Source organism: Bradyrhizobium hipponense, from assembly GCF_008123965.1.
Lineage (GTDB): Bacteria > Pseudomonadota > Alphaproteobacteria > Rhizobiales > Xanthobacteraceae > Bradyrhizobium > Bradyrhizobium hipponense.
In genome coordinates, this window is the sequence record NZ_VSTH01000057.1 from 69776 (window position 1) to 90508 (window position 20733).

Here is a 20733-nt window from a genome sequence, read left to right on the forward strand (position 1 = left end):
CACAAACGGCTGTCATCAAGATGCAAAAAATCCGCCGGAGTCTTGCGACTCCGGCGGATCGAGAGCCAACCCGGGCCAGCCCCCCAGCCCGAGCCGGGAGGATCTTAGGCGGCGGCCTTCTTGTCGGCCGGCACGGACGCGATCGTCTTCAGTATCTGCGAAGCGATCTGGTATGGGTCGCCCTGCGAGTTCGGCCGGCGGTCTTCCAGATAGCCCTTGTAGCCGTTGTTGACGAAGGAGTGCGGAACGCGGATCGAGGCACCGCGATCGGCAACGCCATAGCTGAACTTGTTCCAGGGCGCAGTCTCGTGCTTGCCGGTCAGACGCTTGTCGTTGTCCGGGCCGTAGACGGCGATGTGGTCCATCAGGTTCTTGTCGAAGGCAGCCATCAGCGCCTCGAAATACTCCTTGCCGCCGACCGTGCGCATGTACTCGGTCGAGAAGTTGGCGTGCATGCCCGAGCCGTTCCAGTCGGTGTCGCCGAGAGGCTTGCAGTGGAACTCGATGTCGACGCCGTACTTCTCGGTCAGGCGCAGCATCAGGTAGCGGGCCATCCACATTTCGTCAGCGGCCTTCTTGGAGCCCTTGCCGAAGATCTGGAATTCCCACTGGCCCTTCGCGACTTCCGCGTTGATGCCTTCATGATTGATGCCGGCAGCGAGGCACAGGTCGAGATGCTCTTCCACCATCTTGCGGGCGATATCGCCGACGTTCGAATAACCGACGCCGGTGTAGTACGGGCCCTGCGGCGCCGGATAACCGGAGGCCGGGAAGCCGAGCGGACGGCCGTCCTTGTAGAAGAAATATTCCTGCTCGAAGCCGAACCACGCGCCCTCGTCGTCGAGGATGGTGGCGCGCTTGTTGGTCGAATGCGGCGTCTTACCATCAGGCATCATGACTTCGCACATCACGAGCACGCCGTTGGTGCGGGCGCCGTCCGGGAACACCGCGACCGGCTTTAGCACGCAATCGGAGCTGTGGCCTTCGGCCTGCTGGGTGGAGGAGCCATCGAAGCCCCAGAGCGGAAGCTGCTCGAGCGTCGGGAACGACGCGAATTCCTTGATCTGTGTTTTGCCGCGCAAGTTCGGAGTCGGCGTATATCCGTCGAGCCAGATGTACTCGAGCTTATACTTGGTCATTGAGCCTCTCTGTAGATGATGCGAAAGCTCGGGGCGGCTAGTCCCCGCACGTTTGTACCCGGCCACCATCGGCCGCCCCTTTACAAGCATTTTACGTGCCAAAACGCCGCAGCGCGGGAGGGTTTTCCACCGCCCCGGTCATGGCCGGCGGAGGGAATATGTTCGGCAGCGGCATGCGTCATAGCCGCGCACCATTCCGTGAAGCTGCACCGCAAAAACTCCGCGGAAAACGCCCGATTCTGGTGCAGGTGAGTCCCAGCCTGGAGTTGCCGACTAAACGCGCATCAACGTCCGGCAATATTCGCCAAGTCTGCCGCCCACGCTCGCAACCTTCGCAATGGCCCAAGCGTTAGCCACCGAACCTGTGCCTTGGGGGAAGCAGAATGCGGATTGCCCACAAAATAGGCCAACACTGATTTCCTTTTCAGCACTTTGCATTTGGGAATGCACGGCCGATATGGGGATTCCAGTAACCACAAGCCAACGAGTCGGGCGCACCATGGAGGCCAAGCGCTGCGATCTCAGGAGATACCGCAATGATGAACAATGGACTGAGTCACGGATCTGCACAGATCTACCAATTCCCCGTCGGGGGCCGCTCGGCTCTTGCCGGACGCCGCTACGGTGAGACCCGCCTTCCCGCCAACCACGCCTCGCTCCCCGTGAACGAGACGATTTGCAGCGAGAGCTGGTACCACCAGGAAGCGGTCGATGAAGCCAAGCCGAAATGGGACCGCTGATGCCTGTGGTTGGTTTGATACCGCCGCGCTCTTCGAAGCGCCCGGCGGCAGCTGAAAAAGGGTCGAAACAACGAAGTTTCGGCCCTTTTTGATTCTTGCTTCTTTGATTCTTGCTTCGAAGCTGAGCTCAGATCACCGCACAGGCCGTCGCGGGCCGCTTTAGATGCCTGACCGTGGTGATTCCGGTCTTGCCGATCGTCAGCGTGGTCCCCGCCCCCGAATAGCGTGTGCCCGAGACCGTCAGCCGTTTGGCGAGCGTGACCGGCTCGCCATCGATCTGAAGGAAGGCGCGCTTGTCGTCGTCATAAAACCCGACGCTGAACTGCGTACCATCGGCACAGCGATAGGTCTGGAACGTCTGGGCACCGCCCTGCCGTGCGCCGAGAATTCCGCCCGCCAGCATGGTGATGGCCAAAAGAATGGCCTTGTGCAGGTCCATGATTGCCCCCGTAATCGACTCACGGACGCGTAGCAAGAGCGTCCGCACGAAACATAACTCAAGAAACATAACCCAAGCTGATCCGATGTCAGACTCCCCTGCCCGCCACCTCAGCCTCCAAGGCGCCAGCAATTTTCGCGACCTCGGCGGCTATCCGACCGCCGACGGCCGCACCACGCGCTGGCGGCACATCTTCCGCTCCAACCATCTCGGCCAGCTCACGGCTGATGACATCGAGATCGTCCGCGCGCTCGGCGTCAGAAGCGCGTTCGATTTTCGTGGGCTGGAGGAGCGCGCAGCCGGCGTCTGCGTCGTGAATGAGATCACCGTGCACTCGCTGCCGATCGAGCCGACGGTGGTGGCTGCGCTGCGCGCCGAGCTCGCTCGCGGCTCTCTGACCGCGCCGGTCGCGCTCGATATCATGCGGGAATCCTATCGCAACTATGTCCGCCATAACACGCACAGCTTTCGCACGCTGTTCGGCCACCTCCTCGAAGACCGCGCGCCGCTGGTGATCCACTGCACGGCCGGCAAGGACCGCACCGGCTTCGCCAGCGCGCTGATCCTGCATGCGCTCGGCGTGCCCGACGACGTCATTGCCGAGGATTATCTGCTGACCAACAGGTACTACAAGCGCGATGCCTCAAGCGCCTCCGATCTTCCTGCCGACGTTCTCGACGCCATCGGCAGCGTCGAGGCCTCGTATCTTGCGGCCGCTTTCGAAGCCGTCGGGGACGACTACGGCGACCTCGAAACTTACTTGCGCGACGGGCTCAAGCTGGGTGCGGCCGAGCGGACGGCGCTGCAGGAGCGTTATCTGCAAGCCTGACTTGCAGCGGTCGCCTCAAGCCATCGGTGCCGCGGCCTTGACGATGGCATTCGTGAGCGCGACCGACACTTGCCAGGTACTCCAGTCGCTCTGGTGCAGCTGGTCCGGATCGCTCGTATCCAATAATTGCTCAAACGACACTTTGTTTTGCACGTGCCAATGACGCATCAGCGCCCAGCGCTGAAACAGATTGACCTTGGCCTCGTCGGCCGCAGCGCGGATCAGGCGCACCATCTTATCCGACAGCTCGGCGCGGTCATCCCAGAGCATCTTCGTCACGTACTGCGGATCGATCAGCAGAACCTCAAAACCGCGAGCGCGCAATTGCGCCAGGCCTTTCCGGATGTTCTGGGCCACAACGTCGACGTCGTATTTATCATCGTGAAAGACGGCGTTCGTCCCGACCTGCCAGATGACCAGGGCGGGATCATCCTGGAAAATATCCGTCTCGAAGCGGTCGAGCTCTTCGTTGGCGTCCTCGCCGCCCTTGCCCCGATTGAGTACATCAATCCGGATATCCGGGTGAGTATCCTTGTATCGCTGCCGTAGATACATTTCGAGCCTGTAGGGAAAGGGAACGACGTCGGCTCGTCCAGCCGTCGAGGACGAGCCCATCGCGACGATCCGCACGGGCCCCTTTCCGTTCAACACCTGTCGGAATGTCGTCAGCGAATATCTGAGATCGACGATCGCAGCTGGAAATTCGACGGTCGGCAAATTATCGGGCATAAATGACCCACCTCCACGACCTGACGTTGCATCGCTCATTCAGCCTTGAAGCCGCCGCCATTGCAAGTCCAATTCGCCAAGAGCAATGATAAGAGCGAATTGAAAACGACGGAGAGTACCGTGCCGGGAAAAGTGATTGTTGTGACCGGCGCGCTCGGCGCACTTGGCAAGGTCGTGGCAGAAATCGCGCAGGCGCGGGGCGCGCGCATTGCCGGAATCGATCACGCGCCATCGCAAGCACCTCTGACGCCCGAACGCATCGAATTCGGCGGCGTCGATCTGTCCGACGCGGCGCAGGCGACGACTGCGATTGAAGCTGCGGCAAAACATTTCGGAAGGCTCGATGCGCTGATCAACATCGCCGGTGGCTTTGCCTTCGAGACCGTCGGCGACGGCGACACCAGGGCGTGGCAGCGCATGTTTGCGCTCAACGTGCTGACCGCGCTCAACACCTCGCGCGCGGCGCTGCCGCATCTTGCCGCCTCCAAGACCGGCCGCATCGTCAATATCGGCGCCATCGGTGGGCTCCAGGCAAGCGCCGGCATGGGCCCCTACGCCGCATCAAAAGCAGGCGTACATCGTCTCACCGAGGCGCTGGCCAATGAGTGGAAGGGTAAGGTCACCGTGAATGCGGTCCTGCCCTCCACCATCGACACGGCCATCAACCGCACCAGCATGCCGAATGCAGACTTCTCCGAATGGGTCACGCCGTTGGAACTCGCGGAGGTCATCCTCTTCCTCGCCAGCGATGCCGCGAGCGGCATCACCGGAGCGCTGATCCCGGTGAGCGGACGGGTGTAGTCGCATACCGATCGGGTTGTCCCGGCGCCGGGTTTGATTCAACCGGACTCAAGAAGGCTCTAGACTGCCTGCAACTGATTCTCCGATCGGAAAGCCTGTGGAAACCGCGCTCTACCTGCCCGTCAAACGCTTCCTCGAAGAACTCGGCTTCTCGGTCAAGGGCGAGATCGGCGGCTGCGATCTCGTGGGTCTCAGCGCCGGCGACCCGCCGGTGGTGGTGATCGGCGAGCTCAAGCTCGCCTTCAATCTCGAACTGATCCTTCAGGCCGTGGACCGCGCGCCGGCCGGCGACGAGATCTGGATCGCTGCAAAAATGTCGGTGCGCGGCAAGGGGCGCGAGAGCGATGCCCGCTATCGCAATCTCTGCCGGCGGCTCGGCTTCGGAATGCTCGGGGTCACCGACCGCGGCGAGGTCGAGGTGCTAGTAAAGCCGCCTACCGCGGCGCCGCGCCGCGAGCCGAAGACGCGCTCACGGCTGGTTGCCGAACATCAGCGGCGCCTGGGCGACCCAGTGCTGGGCGGCAGCACGCGCTCGCCGATCATGACGGCTTATCGCCAGCAGGCGCTGGCCTGCGCCTCCGCACTTGCCGCCGGCCCGCGGCCGGTGCGCGAACTGCGTGAGCGCTGCCCCGATGCAGGCAAGATTCTGCTGCACAATGTCTATGGCTGGTTCGAGCGCGCCGAGCGCGGGATCTATGGACTGACGGACGCCGGCCACGCGGCGCTCAGGCGCTGGCCGCAGGGCCCGGTCGGAGACACCGCACGCGAAGCGGCACTACCGTAGCCACGGGCATATGGGAAAGCGCATGATCGTGGTGACCGGCAGTGTGACAGGCCCGACGACACTCGATCTCATTGCCAACCAGCTCGCGAAGCTTTGAGTGCATAGCTGAGATGCCACACCAATTTCATATTGCAATGCAACATAGACGGCACTAGGTATCCCGGCATCGAAACGAGGCACCTATGAACGCAGACTGGAATACCAAGTACGGCACGCGGCGCGTCCGCCACGATCCGCCCACCCTGGACGAGGCGATCTTCGCCGCCGTCGGTATCACCGAGGATCAGGAGCAGCAGGCCGAGATCGCCGCAGCCTTGATGGGGATGCCGCTCGAAGTCGTGCAGGCCGAGGTGAAGAAACAGACCCGCACCAATAGCCGTATCACCGCGACCCGCGTGATCGCCGGCGAACAGGGGGCACAGCGCTCGGTCGTGGTCGAACGCCGCGTCGTCCGCCGCTTTGGCAACGACAAGCGCACTGGCACCTGAACACGCTATTTCGTTAACCTGATTTCGAAGCGGACCGGACTTGCCGGTCCGCTTTTTGATTTTAGGCGGCGCGGTTGCCGTACATGCTGGAGATGAGCTTCCAGCAGGTCGAATTGAAGCTGAGCAAGGCGCGGCTGGCCGTGAACGGAGCTGCTGCAAGTTCGGCGAGTTCGGCTTCGGGCGTCTTGGCCAGATCGATGGTCCCGGTCGATTCGCCGTGGCGGAATTGCAGGTGCGCTCCGAACTTCCTGGCAAGCGCGCGCATGGCGTGATTCTCCGCGCCCGTGGTGATGCGCAGCCGCTTGAAACCCTTCCAGCGTGCTTCCGCGATCAGGCGGCTGAACAGCACGGTGCCGACGTTCTGTCGGCGTGCGGAGGCTTCCACGCTGAAGGCGACTTCGGGGAGCGACCCCTGCTCCGGCGGATGCAGCTCGGCCGCACCGCGCACCACGCCGTCGACGATATAGGCGACGATCACGGTGCCGTCCTCGGCGCAGCGGGCGGCGTAACGCTCGATGAAACTGTCGTCGAGAAAACCGTTGAAACGGTCGTGCCGGCTTTCGGCATCGAGCCTCAACAGGTGGTCGCGCAAAAGCGGCAATTCTTCCTGTTGGCTCAAGGTCCGCACGTAACCCCGGACGGACTTTGAGCCGGACGGCGTGCGGGTGATGTCTTCAAGTGCCAAGTCTACTTCGAGTGACAAGTCAAAACTCCTCTTGGTGTCCCTCGAGGAGGCGTTCGAATCCCTAGGCCCCCAATATTGTGCGTCGCACCATATTTTTCAAGACAGGAACCTGCCCAAGTTAGAGGCACCGGAAGCGACTAAATCGTTAACAAAATCAACGCCCCGAAGTCATACGAGGATGAGCTGGGTCTGGGTAACCACGGCAACCAGCTTGCCGTCCTCGGTCTCGAGCCGAGTCGTCCAGACCTGGGTCCGCCGGCCCCGGTGCACCGGGGTCGCGGTGGCGACGATGGTGGTTCCCTCCTTGGCCCCGCCGATGAAATTGGTCTTGCTCTCCAGCGTGGTCGTGCCCTTCGCGTCCTCCGGCAGATTGATCACGGTCGCGGCTGCGCCGACAGAGTCGGCCAGCGCCATCACCGCGCCGCCATGGATGGTGTGGTGAAGCGTGCAGAGATCGGGCCTCACCGTCATCCGCGCCACCACGCGATCCGTCTCCGCCTCGACGAATTCGACGCCCTTGAGCTCGGCAAACGGCATCCTCATCGCTTTAAGTTTCTCAAGCGGCGTCATCGGATCTCCTCCCAATTCGTTGTGGTTCTCAACGTGAATTGCCCCGCGCCGCAAAGCAATGACGTCCGAGGTAATGGCAAGCGTGACATCGGGCCGGCGGTTGCGCTCGACGCGATGCGCTTCTGATCCCTCCATCGTCAGTGCGAGCGAAGCGAAGCAATCCAGAATGCCTCTGCGGTAGGATTCTGGTTGCTTCGTCGCCAGGGCTCCTCGCTATGACGTCTGGACCTCACGTCACCGCATTCACGACCTGGTATTCCGGCCGACGCCAAACCTCGCCCACGATCACCTCCTCGATGATCCCGGCCGCCGTCAGCACCTCGGCCTCGCCGATATAAAGCGGCGTGATGCCAAAGCGCATGATGTCAGGCGCGCGGAAGTCGCCGATCAGGCCACGGGCGATCAGAGCCTGCATGGCGGCATAGCCACCGTCAAAGGCGAGCGAGATTTGCGAGCCGCGGCGCTCATGCGCGCGGGGCGTCACGAGCTTCAGCGACGGGCAGCGGCGTTCGATTTCGCTGATCAGGAGGTCGCCCAGGGCCAGCGACCTCGCCCGGACGTCCGCGATATCGACGCGGTCCCAGATGTCGAGCGAGGCCTCCAGCGCCGCCATCGCCAGCACCGGCGGCGTGCCGACGCGCATGCGCTCGACGCCGCCGGCGGCCGCATAGGCGAGTTCGAATGCAAACGGCTTTGCGTGGCCCATCCACCCGGATAACGCGGCGCGTGCGCTGTCGGCATGGCGCGGCGCGACGTAGAGGAAGGCCGGCGCGCCAGGGCCGGCGTTGAGATATTTGTAGGTGCATCCCGCGGCGAAATCGGCGCCGCAGCCTGCGAGATCAACCGGCAGCGCGCCGGCGGAATGCGCGAGGTCCCAGACCGTGACGATGCCGAGCGCATGCGCTTTCGCAGTCAGCTTCGCCATGTCGTGACGGCGGCCGGTGCGGTAATCGACCTCGGTGATGTAGAGGACCGCGATCTCCTCCGACAGCGCCGTCTCGATTTCCTCCGGCGCCACCAGGCGCAATTGATGGCCGCGTCCGAGCGTCGCGATCAGGCCTTCGGCCATGTAGAGATCGGTCGGGAAATTACCGGTGTCCGACAGGATGACCTTGCGCGTCCCGTTCATGTCGAGCGCGGCGGCAAGCGCCTGATAGACCTTCAGCGACAGCGTATCGCCTATCATCACCGAGCCGGCCTCCGCGCCGATCAGCCGCGCGATGCGGTCGCCGACGCGGCGCGGCTGGACGTACCAGCCCGCACTGTTCCAGGCCCGGATCAGCTCATCGCCCCACTCGGCCTTGATAACGTGGTCGACGCGTTCGGCGACACCCAACGGCAGCGCGCCGAGCGAGTTGCCGTCGAGATAGATCACGCCGTCGGGGAGATGGAACAGCGACTTGGTGTCGTCATAGACGCGCAGTTTCGACTCGGAAGTGGACATCTCTTTGGACATCTCTAGAGGACGGTGCGAACGCGCCAGAGTTCAGGGAATAGCTCGATTTCCAGCATGCGCTTGAGATAGCTGACACCGCCGGTGCCGCCGGTGCCGCGCTTGAAGCCGATGACGCGCTCGACCGTCGTCACGTGGTTGAAGCGCCAGCGGCGGAAATAGTCCTCGAAATCAACCAGCTTCTCGGCGACCTCGTAGAGCATCCAGTGCGTCTCAGGCGCCTCGTAGACGTGTCGCCAGGCTTCCAGCACACCCTCGTTGAAGCTGTGGGTTTCCCGGACGTCGCGCAACAGTACGGCCGCAGGCATTTTGAGCCCGTTGCGATCGGCGAGCCGCAGCACCTCGTCATAGAGGCTCGGCGTCGCGAGCTCGGCCTCCAGCAGGTTCGTCACTTCGGCGTCGTGCGCGTGCGGCTTGAGCATGGCGTGATTGCGGTTGCCGAGCAGATATTCGATCAATCGGTACTGGCGCGACTGGAAGCCGGAGGACTGGCCGAGCTGCGAGCGGAAGCGCGTGTATTCGCTGGGTGTCATCGTGCGCAGCACGTCCCAGGCGCCGTTGAGCTGCTCGAAGATGCGCGAGACCCGCGCCAGCATCTTCATGGCGGGAGCCACCTCGTCCTGCGCGATGGCGCGCCGAGCCGCGCTGAGCTCATGGATGGCAAGCCGCATCCACAGCTCGGTGGTCTGATGCTGGATGATGAACAGCATCTCGTCATGCGCTTCGGAGATCGGATGCTGCGCGCCGAGGATCGCATCCAGCGCCAGGTAGTTGCCGTACGACATGCGCCGGGCGAAGTCGGTTTCGGCGCCTTCGGTTGCAGGATCGTAATCGCTGGACGTCATGACAGGCCCTCTCGATCGATCATCCTGTTGGCCACAATCAGTCGAAACCGATCAGGCGCGCCGTGATCGGCGACGACGGGTCCTTCAACCCGTCGATCACGGTGAAATGGTTGAGCCCGGGATCGATGACCAGGTGCGTCGGCACGTCGAATCCGGTCCAGACATTGGCCATCAGGTCGGACTGGCGGATGAACTCGGGCCGCTCGCCGCCGCCGACCCAGGCTGTGACTGGCGAATGCCCGCGCGGCAGATGCAACGCCGCGCTTTCGAGCGTCGCCTCCTCCATGGTCATGCGCAGCGTCTCATTCATCTTCGTCTTCAAGAGCGGGCGCAGATCGTGCAGGCCGCTGACCGAGAGCGTTCCGGCGATGCGGTTGTAGACGGCGGGTTCGAGCCGGCTGTCGTCGCACAGCATGCGTGTGACGAGATGGCCGCCTGCGGAGTGGCCGGCGAGCCGGATCGGCCCTGCGACGAGCGAGGCCGCCTTCGCGATGGCGGCAGCGATCTCGGCGGTGATGTCGGAGAGGCGCGCGGCGGGCGTCAGCGTGTAGCTCGGCAGCGCGACGCTCCAGCCGTGATGGCGGGCGCCTTCGGCAAGATCGGTCCAGGCCGACTTGTCGAAGCGCATCCAATAGCCGCCGTGGACGAACACGACGAGGCCCTTGCTGTCGCCGTCGGGCACGATCAGGTCGAGGCGCTGGCGCTCACTGGCACCGTAGGCGATGTCGGGGCGAAAACCCCTCAGCGCGGCACGATAGGCCGCCGCCCGCTCCGCCCACAGCGCCGGAAGCTTGTCCGACCCCGGGATATGGGCCGAATTGGCGTAAGCATCATCCCAATCGCGCATCGTTACTCCCCGAGGACTCAGGCCTTGCGATCGCGGGCAGTCTGCCACCGGCAGGTCCGACATCCTAGTCTTCATTTTAAGCTTAAAGTATCTCGCGCCGCCCTCGTTTCGGGCACGGGCCGCAAAGGCAAGAAATTTCCCCCTCACCCTAGGGCCGCGAAGCGGCGTCTCGAAGGGCGAAGGCCACCGGCCAGGTCTTCATCCTTCGAAACGCTGGTTGCGCAAGCTCCTCAGCATGAGAAACTAGCTTCACGTTCAGTCATTGCGAGCGAAGCGAAGCAATCAGAGTCTTTCCGCGGCGGTAGTCTGGATTGCTTCGTCGCATCCGCGCAAAATTGCTCCGCAATTTTGTCGCGAGCTCCTCGCAATGACGGTGGAAAAAGCAGAGCCTCTCGCTAACCCTTCTCCACCCCGCACCATTCCGCAATGAACAGCGCCATCGCTTTCGTCGACTTCTTCAGCGACTCCAGGTCGACATATTCGTTGAAGCCGTGCATCTCGCCGCCGCTGGCGCCAAAGCAGAGGCTGGGAATGCCGTAGTTGAGGCCGTAGAAGCGGGTGTCGGTAAGCGCGGTGAAGACCAGGTCTTCGACCGCCCCGCCGTAGACTTTCTCGAAGCCTCTTGCGAACGCTGCTTCCGGCGCGGCGGCGCCGGTCAGTTCATAGCCTTCCGACAGGAAGCCCGACCATTCGATCTCCGGCGGATTGTTGGCGAGGAAGCGGTGGTTGCGCGCGGCGGCGGCGACGCAGGCCAGAATCTCCTTCTGATGATCGGCGACCGACCAGCCCGGCAAGACCGCGATGCGGCAATCGACGTCGCACCAGGCCGGCACGCTGGAGGCCCAGTCGCCGCCCTTGATGATGCCGGGATTGAAGTTGATGGGATGGTTGAGCGTCTTGAAATGGCGATCTGCTTTCGCGCGCTCGTTCCATTCGATCTCCAGCTTCTGGATCGCCTGGATCAAATGATACGCCGCTATGATCGCATTCGCCCCGGAGCCGGCAAAGGCGACGTGAGTCGGATGGCCCTTCACCCGCAGGCGAAACCAGATCACGCCGACCTGCGAGCGCACCATCTTGCCGCCCGTCGGCTCGGGGATGAAACAGGCATCGGCGCGATAACCGCGCTGAAGCGTCGAGAGCGCACCGACGCCGGTGCTCTCCTCCTCGATCACCGACTGGAAATGGATCCGTGCCGTCGGCTTGAAGCCCGCAGTCTTGATCGCGTCCAGCGCATATAGTGCACCGATGGTGCCGGACTTCATGTCGCAGGCGCCGCGGCCGAACATCTTGCCGTCCTTGATGACCGGCGAGAATGGCGACGTGTCCCACAATTCCAGCGGCCCCGCCGGCACCACGTCGCAATGCCCCTGGAGGATCAGCGATTTGCCGCCGTTGGTTTGCGGGCGGTAGGTGCCGACCACGGAGCGCGCCTTCGAGAAATCGTGCTCGATCGGGCCGAAACCGCGCAGATCCTTCAAGTCGTCGACATCGAGATGCCAGTCATCGACCTCGTAGCCGCGCATGCGCAGGAGGTCGCCAATCATGTCCTGGCAAGGCCCCTCCGCACCGCGGGTCGAGGGGATCGCGACGAAGTCACTTGTGGTCGCAAGCTGGGCTTCAAAGCCGGCATCGACGGCGTCAAGAATCCTCTGCTGCGTTTCGGCATTCATCAGGCAACTCCAATCGGGCATTCAGTTCATCGAAGGAGCGCAAGCTAGCCGATTTCAGCCGTTCGGGTACTGCACAAAATAAGCATCCCGCAATGCATCTTCGAGCAGTCGGCCTTCCGAATAGCCATTCAACGTCGCAGGCCGAGTCACGCCATCGCGCACGCGCGGGCATGGCTCCGGCGCGCCGAGCACGGTGCGCACCGGAATGCGTTCGGCATAGATCGGCAACGCATAGTCCTCATCGTCATCGGCAACACCCTTGGCGCGGACTTTTGCCGAGGCTTCCTCGATCTCCATCGCGATGAAGGAGGTCGCCTTGATCTCCTGCGCGTTGCTCTGGCGCAGGCTCGCGGTGCGATCCGGGAAGAAGCGGTCGACCATCGCGACCACCGCGCGCTCCTTCTCCTCGGGGTCGGTGACGAGATAGGCCGTGCCGAACGCCATCACGGCGCGGTAGTCAGCCGAGTGATTAAAGCCGCAGCGCGCCAGCACCAGGCTGTCGAGATGGGCGACCGTCAGGCACACCCGCTCACCCCTCGTCTGGTTACGCAGCATGCGGCTGGCGCTCGAGCCGTGCCAGTAAAGGCGCGTCCCCTCGCGCCAGAAGAAGGTCGGCGTGCAATAGGGCTGGCCGTCGATCACATAGGAGACGTGGCAGAGCATCGAGGAGTCCAGGATGCGGTGAACGGTGGCGTGGTCGTAGAAGCCGCGGTCGTGACGGCGCTTCACCTGGTTGCGCGCCGATGTCGGATAGGAATTTTGAGTCTCAGCTTGGCTCACGGCCGCTCCTGTAGGCGTTGCAAGAATTCCATCACAGTTGTAGCCGCGGATTTGGTCTGCGATAGTGCCAATTCCATGCAAAATATGGCGACCAATTTCCCCTCCTCACCGGCCAAGGCCGAGCTGCCGCTCGACCTCACCGGCCCGCACGTCACGGCCGGCGCCTCTGCCGCGCACCGGCTGTACCAGGCGCTGTGCGAGATGATCGTCGGAGGCCTCGTGAAGCCCGGCGAACCGCTGCCGCCGTCGCGGACGCTGGCCAAACAGACGGGATTTTGCCGCAACGCCGTCGTGAGCGCCTATGAGCGCCTGATCGCCGACGGCTTCGCGCAAGCCACCGTCGGCTCCGGCACCTTCGTCGCCGCGCGCATCCCGGCCCGAGCCGCGACGCCAAAGAAAACGAAGGCCGCGGTCGAATCGCCGCGGCAGGGCGCGCTCTCGCTCGGCTGCACCCATATCGACGAGCGCGCGGTGCAGCGCTTTCGCGCCATCGTCGGCCGGCGCATGCGCGCTTTCGGCGCCGAGCATCTGCACTACGGCGATCCGCGCGGCAGCCGCGAGCTGCGGGTTGCGATCGCCGATCATCTGTTGTCGGCGCGGGGACTGCGCTGCGACCCCGACCAGATCATGCTCACGTCAGGCACGCTGCACACGTTGCGCATCGTGCTCGGCACGATCCTGAAGGCGAAGGATCAGGTCTGGTGCGAGGATCCCGGCTATCCCATTGCACGCAGGACCATCGCGCAATGCGGCTATCGCACCGTCCCCATTCCCGTTGATCCGCATGGGCTGCACGTCGCCGAGGGTCGGGCCGCGGCACCATCCGCGCGTGCGGCCTATGTGACGCCGTCGCATCAGTTTCCGCTGGGCGTGCAGATGTCGATGCCGCGGCGGCTCGAACTTCTCGACTGGGCGAAGCAGGCTGGCGCATTCGTGCTCGAAGACGATTACGACAGCGAGTTTCGCTACGACGGCGCGCCGCTGATGTCGCTCGCCGGCATCGATCATCTCCAGCGGGTGATCTACATGGGCACGTTCGCCAAGACGCTGTTTCCGGGCCTCCGCATCGGCTATTGCGCCCTGCCCGAAGGCCTGATCGCGGACGTCACCGCCGCGCGGGCCGCACTCGACCGCTTTCCCGGCACGCTGATGGAAGGCGCGGTTGCCGACATGCTCAATTCCGGTGCCTTCGCCGCAAACCTGAAGCGCGTGCGAAAGCTCTATCGGGAGGCGCGCGACGCGCTGGCCGAAACGCTGGAAGCGGCTTCCGACGGCGCGCTGTCGGTGCCGGTGCCCTCGCAGGGCCTGCATCTGGTCGCGCGGTTCGATCCCTCAGTGGCCCCCGCGGTTGCGGCAGAGGCAAAACGGGCCGCCGGCGTGGAAGGTTGGCTGCTGGCCGACACCTACGCGCGGGCACGTCCCTTGCCCGGATTCGTGCTGGGATTTTCCGGCCATACGGTTCCGCAACTGGTAGCATCAGCCGAGCGCCTCGCGCGCGAATCGCGCGCCGCCCTGCGCGCGAGAGGCCAATCGGCTCAGCGGGCGTGACGAAGCTTTCCTGTCAGAATCGCGTGCCGCTCCCTACATTGCAGCATCGATGCCGGGATCTCACACCATGCTGAAGCGCTGCGCGACCTGCCTCTCGCTCCTGATCTGCCTCGCGTTCGCCACGACGGCACGCGCGGGCACCGTCGGGCGCGAGCAGGACATCGTTGATCTCAAGCTCGGCCAGCGTGTGCAGGTGGATGACGGAACCTGCCCCGCCGGGCAGGTCAAGGAGGTGCGCGGCGCGAAGATGACCGACAAGGGGGTCTCGCGAACCAGCACCTGCGTGCCGCGGTTCGGTCCGAAATCGAAATAGCTGCGCTTAAGAGCCGTGCTTCGCCGGATCGAACATGCACTGCAAAGTCGGCTTGGCGATCTTGGTGAAAGTGGGGCCGATCTCGCTCTGCTTCGACGTCGGCACCCAATCGGTCTCGATCGTCGGCACTCCGGTCTCGCTGATGCCGCGCAACAGCGCCTCGCGCAGGTCGCGATCCTCGACGACTGCGGCAGCATGATCATGCAGGCAACCGCAAACTTCCTCGGGATGTTCCCAGCGCCCGAGCATGCGCGGCGCGCATTGGCGCACGAACTCGATGCGGGGATCGGGAAGTCGGCTGGGAGAGCGCACCTGCGCCTGGACGGAACTGATCGTCAAAAAGGAAATGAATGCTGCGGCGCAGAGACGAACAAGCATGATGGCCTTTACCGGCTGATTTTCTTGTTGGCGATCAGAAGCGCGCTGCGACCACGATTGCCTGCGGCGCCCTGGTCACGAGCGCCTGCGGCGCGGTGGTTGTGACCGGCGAGCCGCTGTACTGGAAGGTGCCGACGCCCGGCAGATTGCCGTCGGGCGATCCCGCGAACGAGGAACCGGCGAATACGAACCCAAAAGCAAGGATGAAGCTAAGCGCGCGCATGGACTTGTCTCCAGGTTCCGTGGCCTGCGGTGAGCCGTCGTCGTTGGGAGGTTGATAACCATGCGCGGTTTCGCGCGTGATGCGCCAAAGGCGGAAAATGGTTTCGTGTTCGTGAGAATTGTTTCGTCGCTCCTGGGCGACGAAACATTCGGCGGGAAACTTCAATCATTTCAGATGGGTCGCGCGGTGGCTCAAAGCGGTCCGGTAAGCGCCGCTCAAGCCCCGGAAGCGTGCTGCGCCGGAGCACGGTCACATTCATGCCTTCCACGCTTCACATGCATTTTACGTTTTTCTGCTGAAGAGACCCGAACGAGGCTGGGCTCGTCGAACCGGGAGCGCGTCGCGCGCGACCCATGCCATCGAAACCGACAAGCCCGGATCACCACCGGGTGGGTTCACGTGAGGGAAGGCCATCATGATGGCGAAAGATCGCGCAACGGCGCGCGACGCGGGCCAGCGGACCGAGCGCACAGATCAACGCCCCGTTCGCGACGGCACGGCCTCGGCTGGCGCCATGGCAGTGCAATCGAGCCGCGGCTTCGAGGCCGCGCCGCAGGCGTTCGTGCGGCTGACCGGCTCGCACCTCGCCAAATCCCGCGTCAGCCGCCAACGCGTCACTGAGTGAACGCGCAACACCTCACTGAGTGAAGAACTCGCCGCACTTCTGGACGTTGGCGTCAGCCGGTCCCCACGGCATGATCGGCACGGTCGATGTCGAGTTCTTCGGCGATCCCTCGATCAGCTTGTCCGAATAGACCATGTAGACGAGCACGTTGCGCTTGGCGTCACAGCCGCGCACGATCTGCATCTTCTTGAAGAACAGCGAGCGTCGCCGGCGGAACATATCGTCGCCCTGCCCCATCCCTTTGTCCTTGAACTTGATCGGTCCAACCTGGCGGCAGGCAAGCGAGACGTCCGAGACCTCCTCGGCCAGGCCCAGCCAACCCTTGAAACCGCCCTTCTCCGGCACTGTGAAATGACAGGCGACGCCCTCGACCTCGGGATCGTCGAGGCCGTAGGTCGCGAGCTTGTCGTTCGGGCTGACCCATTTGAACACTGTAGAGCGGCGGAAGATCAGATCCGGCTCGTCCGCAGCGGACGCGGACGCCACAGGCACGACCAGCAGCACGAGCAATAAAGCGATATCTTTCAAGCGGATGTCGGAAAGAACGGGGAAACGGGATGACATGAAGTTCTCCGGTAGCAACTCCCCGCAATGTAGGCACGCGAACGCCGGCCAGGAAGGCGACAAGCGCCCGATCACGGCCACCGTTTACCGCTCCGTGAGGCTTTTTTGCTACGGCTTGGACAAATGTAGCTGATGGCAGAACTGCCGTGCTGGTGAACGCGTATCCCCTCTGTGAGACTAACATCTGATTTGGATTATGGATTCGAGGATGAATAGCGTGAACGGGTCTGGTTTCTCTGCCAAGCCGGCGCGGCTCTGGCAGGTCGCCATTTTGACGGCGGCGGGTGCGATCGGTACGGCAAACCAGGCCGAAGCAGCGTTTTATTATTGGACTGATTATTCCGACGGGTCTTACGGCCGGCAGGAGCGCCATATCGAGGGGCCCCGGCAAAAGCCGCAGAAGCGTGGTGCGACCGGGAAGAAAGAGGTCGTCGCCGAAAAGGAGGCCGGCGCGAAGCCGCAAGGGCCGCTCGTCATCATCGTCTCGATCGACCGTCAAAAGGTCACCGTCTACGACACCCATGGCGTGTTTGCGGAATCGCCGGTGTCGACCGGCATGAAGGGCCATTCGACGCCGATGGGCGTGTTCAGCGTCATCCAGAAGCACAAATTTCACCACTCCAACATCTACAGCGGCGCGCCGATGCCGTACATGCAGCGGATCACCTGGTCCGGCATCGCCATGCATGCCGGCGTGCTGCCGGGCTATCCGGCGTCGCACGGCTGCATCCGCATGCCGATGGCGTTCGCGGTGAAGATGTGGAATTGGACCAGAATGGGTGCGCGCGTGATCGTCACGCCGGGCCAGACGACCCCGCAAGACTTCTCACATCCCCTGCTCGCCGCCGCGCGCGTGCCGCCGCAGCCCGCTGCGAGCCTCGAACCGACGACCACGGTCGGCGACAAGGCAGACAAGGGCGCGACTGACGCCAAGGTCACTGAAGCCAAGGTCACTGAAGCCAAACCAGTGGAGACGAAGTCCGCCAGCGCGGAGGCCATGCCGGAGCTGCGCTCGACGGTCGGCCACGCTGTGATGTCGGATGCGACGACGGGCAACGCGTCGGCGCACAACGATGCGGCCAAGTCCGACGTTAAGTCCGACGTCAAGACTGATACTGCCCAGACTGCGAAGCCTCAAGCCGAAGAAGCCGCCAAGTCCGCGAACGCCGAAGCGCATCCGGTCGATGCTGCGGAATCGCCCAGGGCGATGACCGCCGATGAAGTGCCGGTCAAGAAGGCGGAGGCCGCCAAGACCGAGCAGGCCGAAGCCCCGAAGACCGAAGCCGCTCAAACTACAACGTCCGAGCCCGCGAAGCAGGCTGACGCGACGGTGACGGCAACGACGGCCAAGCAGGCGGCCTTGCCTGAGACGAGGAAGGATCAGACTCGGGCCGCCGATCCCGCGCCCGCCGCGAAGCCGGACGTGCCGAAGCGGGCCGGCCAGATTGCGGTTTTCATCAGCCGCAAGGACTCCAAGCTTTACGTGCGGCAGAACTTTGCGCCGCTGTTCGAGGTGCCCGTCACGATCGCGGCCAGCGACCGGCCGCTCGGCACGCATGTCTTTACCGCCGTGGTCGACAAGACCGACGCCAATGCGCTGCGTTGGTCGGTGGTATCCCTGCCCGTCTCCGTCCGCTCCGCCGAGCGCGAGGACGACGGCCGCATAACGCGCCGCCAGCGCACGGCCGCCGTGATCCCCGTTGCGGCAAAGCCCGTCGTCACACCGGACAGCCCGACTGAGGCGCTCGACCGGATCTCGATCCCTGCCGACACCATGGCCCAGGTCAACGAGATGCTGACCAGCGGCGGCTCGATCATCGTGTCCGACCAGGGCCTCAACCAGGGCGAGACCGGCGAAGGCACCGACTTCATCGTCCGCCTGCGCTAGCGCGCGTCGCCGCGCCAGATAACGCGGTGTTGAGCAGGCCGAACGCATTGACGGAGTAGAGTGCGTGGCGGATCACGTCGGGGGACGTCGCCATGCTGAACCGCAGGACCATGCTTGCCGCGCTTCTCGCGACGGCCGCGTCTTCAACACGCGTGCTGGCCGACGGCGGCATGAGCCGGATCTCGGCTTACGCCTTCTCCTTCCCCGCATTGTCCGGCGACGACATCCGCCTCGCTGCCTTCACCGGCCGGCCGCTGCTGGTGGTCAACACCGCCTCGCTTTGCGGCTACACGCCACAATATGTGGGTCTGCAAGAGCTCTGGAGCGAGTTTCGGGAGCGCGGGCTTACAGTCATCGGCGTGCCCTCCAACGATTTCGGTAGCCAGGAGCCCGGCGGCAGCAGCGAGATCTCGAAGACCGCGCACCACCAATACGGGTTACCTTCCCGATCGCGGCCAAGGCTGCCGTGGTGGGACCGAAGGCGCATCCTTTCTACAAATGGGCGGCGGAAGCGCGGCCCCGGGACGTTCCGCGCTGGAACTTCCACAAGTATCTGATCGGCCGCGACGGCTATATCGCCGACGTGTTTGCATCGGCCGTCGAGCCGACCGACACGCGGGTCAAGACGGCAATCGCCAAGGCGCTGGCCGCCAGTTGACGTATCGCCCCCAACACCGTTGGGCACAATTGTGGGCGAAGTGCCAAACAGCCGTTGCCATGGCGATGGGCCACCATCTAGGCTAGTATCACAAGGGGCAGGATGGTTTTGCCGGAGGCGAAAAGCCACGGCGGAACAACGGGATCAATCTCGAGGACAACACCATGCGTGTGGCGGCAGGACTGATTTTGGCAAGCGCGATGTCTGTTGCGATGACAGGCGCAGCATGGTCGCAGACCCCGGCCGCGAAGCCTGCAGCCGCAACGCAGGCGGTACCGGCCGCGACGCCGGCAGGTCCGGTTCCGGCAGCAGCGCCCGCACCCCAGGCTGCGGCAAAACCGATCCCGCCGCAACAAGCGCCGCAGCCGGCTCGCGCTGCCTGCAACAATCCGAACGCGCTAGGCGTCGCCCGCACCGTCGAGATTGATACCACTGGCGGCCCCGGCTTCGGCTTCGAGCATTTCAAGGAGCTCGACTTCCTCCGCGACCACGAGGTGGTGTTGACCTTCGACGACGGCCCGTGGCCGCGCAACACCCCGGCGGTGCTCAAGGCGCTCGCCGACCAGTGCACCACCGGCATCTTCTTCCCGATCGGCAAGCACTCGACCTATGAGCCGGAGATCCTGAAGCAGGTCTACGCGGCCGGCCACACCATCGGCGCACACACCTGGTCGCACGCCAATCTCAACAACAAGAAGCTCACCGAGCAGCAGAAGAAGGATGAGATCGAGAAGGGCTTTTCCGCGGTGAAATGGGCACTCGGCGGCGTCTCGCCCTCGCCGTTCTTCCGCTTCCCGGCGCTCCAGCATCCGCCGGAGATGGTCACCTATCTCGGCAACCGCAATATCGCGATCTTCTCCTGCGACCTCGACTCCTTCGACTTCAAGGCCTCTAAGCCCGAGAAGGTGATCGACACCGTGATGAAAAAGCTCGACAAGCTCGGCAAGGGCATCATCCTGATGCACGACTTCCAGAAGCACACGGCCGAGGCTCTTCCCGAACTTCTGAACCGCCTGAAGGCCGGTGGCTTCAAGGTGGTGGCGATGCGCGCCAAGTTCCCGGCCACGACGCTGCCCGAGTATGACCAGGAGCTGCTCAAGGACGTCAAGCTGCCGACGGTCAGCAACCGGCCGGTCAACAGCGTCGTGACGACGGTCTCCGAATAGCCGTTGCCATTGTCCTTCCGCATCGAAGGCTACGTCATCGTCTCCGCCGACGGTATGCTCGCTGACGTGGATCATGTCATGCCCGACAGCCTCAAGTTCGAAGGCGACAAGCTGTTCTTCGAGCAGGCGCTTGATCGCGCCGCATTGATCGTGCACGGCCGGCATTCGCACGAGCAGCAGCCGAACTCGCCGAAGCGCAAACGGCTGATCGCAACCCGCAAGATCAAGGCCCTCACCGTCGATCTGGAGACGCCGAACGCGACGCTATGGAATCCGGATCATGCGAGCTTCGAGAAGGCCTGCGCCTTCGCCGAAGTCGCCTCCGGTACCGTCGCGATCATCGGCGGCCCCTTCGTGTTCGACATGTTCATGGACCGCTACGACACGTTCTGGCTGTCGGAGGCCCCGCACGTCCGCCTGCCCGGCGGCGAAGGCTGCTTTATCGGCGTGCCGGCGCGGACGCCGCACCAGGTGCTGGCTTCACACGGCATGAAGCCGGGCGCGCCGTTCCTGCTTGACGCGGCGCATGAGGTGACCGTCACGCCGTGGCGTCGGGCGGGTTGAACCT

The 20733-nt window shown here is 63.8% G+C and carries 24 protein-coding genes and 1 pseudogene; 12 read left to right on the forward strand and 13 right to left on the reverse strand.

What is annotated here, in order from left to right:
- Positions 1-104 precede the first annotated feature (104 nt).
- Positions 105-1139 carry a glutamine synthetase beta-grasp domain-containing protein gene (locus FXV83_RS18885; protein ID WP_148740899.1) on the reverse strand — a complete coding sequence of 345 codons (1035 nt, stop codon included), beginning with the start codon at positions 1137-1139 and terminating at the stop codon, positions 105-107.
- A 536-nt stretch (positions 1140-1675) separates the two neighbouring features.
- Here FXV83_RS18885 and FXV83_RS18895 point away from each other — a divergent pair.
- Positions 1676-1879 carry a DUF2735 domain-containing protein gene (locus tag FXV83_RS18895; RefSeq protein ID WP_148740900.1) on the forward strand — a complete coding sequence of 68 codons (204 nt, stop codon included), beginning with the start codon at positions 1676-1678 and terminating at the stop codon, positions 1877-1879.
- A gap of 127 nt (positions 1880-2006) precedes the next feature.
- Here FXV83_RS18895 and FXV83_RS18900 read toward each other — a convergent pair whose 3' ends face one another.
- The gene (locus tag FXV83_RS18900) at positions 2007-2318 is read right to left on the reverse strand and encodes an MliC family protein (protein WP_148740901.1); all 312 of its coding nucleotides are present in this window, start codon (positions 2316-2318) and stop codon (positions 2007-2009) included.
- A gap of 85 nt (positions 2319-2403) precedes the next feature.
- On the opposite strand from FXV83_RS18900, the gene FXV83_RS18905 reads away from it, so the two are divergent.
- The gene (locus FXV83_RS18905; protein ID WP_148740902.1) at positions 2404-3147 is read left to right on the forward strand and encodes a tyrosine-protein phosphatase; all 744 of its coding nucleotides are present in this window, start codon (positions 2404-2406) and stop codon (positions 3145-3147) included.
- Positions 3148-3162: 15 nt separating this feature from the next.
- Here FXV83_RS18905 and FXV83_RS18910 read toward each other — a convergent pair whose 3' ends face one another.
- Positions 3163-3915: an SGNH/GDSL hydrolase family protein gene (locus tag FXV83_RS18910; RefSeq protein WP_235939856.1), complete on the reverse strand. Its 753-nt coding sequence runs from the start codon at positions 3913-3915 to the stop codon at positions 3163-3165.
- An 81-nt stretch (positions 3916-3996) separates the two neighbouring features.
- Here FXV83_RS18910 and FXV83_RS18915 point away from each other — a divergent pair, with 81 nt between their 5' ends.
- The 3 genes from FXV83_RS18915 (at position 3997) to FXV83_RS18925 (ending at position 5949) form a co-directional block, all read left to right on the forward strand.
- On the forward strand, positions 3997-4677 hold the full coding sequence (locus tag FXV83_RS18915) for an SDR family oxidoreductase (RefSeq protein WP_148740903.1): 681 nt from the start codon (positions 3997-3999) through the stop codon (positions 4675-4677).
- Between the two features lie 97 nt (positions 4678-4774).
- Positions 4775-5461 (forward strand): DUF2161 domain-containing phosphodiesterase, encoded by a 687-nt coding sequence (locus tag FXV83_RS18920; RefSeq protein WP_148740904.1) that lies wholly within the window; start codon positions 4775-4777, stop codon positions 5459-5461.
- A gap of 182 nt (positions 5462-5643) precedes the next feature.
- The gene (locus FXV83_RS18925; RefSeq protein ID WP_148740905.1) at positions 5644-5949 is read left to right on the forward strand and encodes a hypothetical protein; all 306 of its coding nucleotides are present in this window, start codon (positions 5644-5646) and stop codon (positions 5947-5949) included.
- 61 nt (positions 5950-6010) lie between these two features.
- Here the strand turns inward: FXV83_RS18925 and FXV83_RS18930 are convergent, their stop codons facing one another.
- From FXV83_RS18930 to FXV83_RS18960, 7 genes are all read right to left on the reverse strand, one after another.
- Positions 6011-6634: a GNAT family N-acetyltransferase gene (locus FXV83_RS18930; protein ID WP_148740942.1), complete on the reverse strand. Its 624-nt coding sequence runs from the start codon at positions 6632-6634 to the stop codon at positions 6011-6013.
- Between the two features lie 168 nt (positions 6635-6802).
- On the reverse strand, positions 6803-7204 hold the full coding sequence (locus FXV83_RS18935; RefSeq protein ID WP_148740906.1) for a PaaI family thioesterase: 402 nt from the start codon (positions 7202-7204) through the stop codon (positions 6803-6805).
- A 229-nt stretch (positions 7205-7433) separates the two neighbouring features.
- The gene (kynU, locus tag FXV83_RS18940; protein WP_148740907.1) at positions 7434-8648 is read right to left on the reverse strand and encodes a kynureninase; all 1215 of its coding nucleotides are present in this window, start codon (positions 8646-8648) and stop codon (positions 7434-7436) included.
- Positions 8649-8662: 14 nt separating this feature from the next.
- Entirely contained in the window at positions 8663-9502 is an 840-nt protein-coding gene (gene kynA, locus FXV83_RS18945; RefSeq protein WP_148740908.1) for a tryptophan 2,3-dioxygenase, read from the reverse strand.
- 37 nt (positions 9503-9539) lie between these two features.
- Entirely contained in the window at positions 9540-10349 is an 810-nt protein-coding gene (locus tag FXV83_RS18950; protein ID WP_148740909.1) for an alpha/beta hydrolase, read from the reverse strand.
- A gap of 395 nt (positions 10350-10744) precedes the next feature.
- On the reverse strand, positions 10745-12022 hold the full coding sequence (locus FXV83_RS18955; RefSeq protein ID WP_148740910.1) for an ArgE/DapE family deacylase: 1278 nt from the start codon (positions 12020-12022) through the stop codon (positions 10745-10747).
- A gap of 54 nt (positions 12023-12076) precedes the next feature.
- Positions 12077-12802 (reverse strand): pyridoxamine 5'-phosphate oxidase family protein, encoded by a 726-nt coding sequence (locus FXV83_RS18960; RefSeq protein WP_148740911.1) that lies wholly within the window; start codon positions 12800-12802, stop codon positions 12077-12079.
- 75 nt (positions 12803-12877) lie between these two features.
- Here FXV83_RS18960 and pdxR point away from each other — a divergent pair, with 75 nt between their 5' ends.
- Both pdxR and FXV83_RS18970 read left to right on the forward strand, forming a co-directional pair.
- Complete coding sequence (gene pdxR, locus FXV83_RS18965) at positions 12878-14350, forward strand: MocR-like pyridoxine biosynthesis transcription factor PdxR (protein WP_148740912.1); 1473 nt, start codon at positions 12878-12880, stop codon at positions 14348-14350.
- A 67-nt stretch (positions 14351-14417) separates the two neighbouring features.
- Positions 14418-14663, forward strand: a complete 246-nt coding sequence (locus FXV83_RS18970) for a DUF6719 family protein (RefSeq protein ID WP_148740913.1) — start codon at positions 14418-14420, stop codon at positions 14661-14663.
- A gap of 6 nt (positions 14664-14669) precedes the next feature.
- Here the strand turns inward: FXV83_RS18970 and FXV83_RS18975 are convergent, their stop codons facing one another.
- Together FXV83_RS18975 and FXV83_RS45445 are read right to left on the reverse strand one after the other, a co-directional pair.
- Positions 14670-15041, reverse strand: a complete 372-nt coding sequence (locus FXV83_RS18975) for a hypothetical protein (RefSeq protein ID WP_148740914.1) — start codon at positions 15039-15041, stop codon at positions 14670-14672.
- 34 nt (positions 15042-15075) lie between these two features.
- Complete coding sequence (locus FXV83_RS45445; protein ID WP_235939863.1) at positions 15076-15429, reverse strand: hypothetical protein; 354 nt, start codon at positions 15427-15429, stop codon at positions 15076-15078.
- A 250-nt stretch (positions 15430-15679) separates the two neighbouring features.
- On the opposite strand from FXV83_RS45445, the gene FXV83_RS18985 reads away from it, so the two are divergent.
- Positions 15680-15889, forward strand: a complete 210-nt coding sequence (locus FXV83_RS18985) for a hypothetical protein (protein ID WP_148740915.1) — start codon at positions 15680-15682, stop codon at positions 15887-15889.
- A 12-nt stretch (positions 15890-15901) separates the two neighbouring features.
- Here the strand turns inward: FXV83_RS18985 and FXV83_RS18990 are convergent, their stop codons facing one another.
- Positions 15902-16453, reverse strand: coding sequence for a CreA family protein (locus tag FXV83_RS18990; RefSeq protein WP_148740916.1), 552 nt, complete (start codon positions 16451-16453; stop codon positions 15902-15904).
- Positions 16454-16661: 208 nt separating this feature from the next.
- Here FXV83_RS18990 and FXV83_RS18995 point away from each other — a divergent pair, with 208 nt between their 5' ends.
- From FXV83_RS18995 to FXV83_RS19010, 4 genes and pseudogenes are all read left to right on the forward strand, one after another.
- A complete protein-coding gene (locus FXV83_RS18995; protein WP_187435997.1) occupies positions 16662-18341 on the forward strand; it encodes a L,D-transpeptidase in 1680 nt (559 codons plus the stop codon).
- A gap of 92 nt (positions 18342-18433) precedes the next feature.
- Positions 18434-18999: pseudogene (locus FXV83_RS19000) on the forward strand (glutathione peroxidase).
- A 164-nt stretch (positions 19000-19163) separates the two neighbouring features.
- Positions 19164-20165 carry a polysaccharide deacetylase family protein gene (locus FXV83_RS19005; RefSeq protein ID WP_148740918.1) on the forward strand — a complete coding sequence of 334 codons (1002 nt, stop codon included), beginning with the start codon at positions 19164-19166 and terminating at the stop codon, positions 20163-20165.
- 9 nt (positions 20166-20174) lie between these two features.
- Positions 20175-20729, forward strand: a complete 555-nt coding sequence (locus FXV83_RS19010) for a dihydrofolate reductase family protein (protein WP_187436001.1) — start codon at positions 20175-20177, stop codon at positions 20727-20729.
- Positions 20730-20733: the final 4 nt, after the last annotated feature.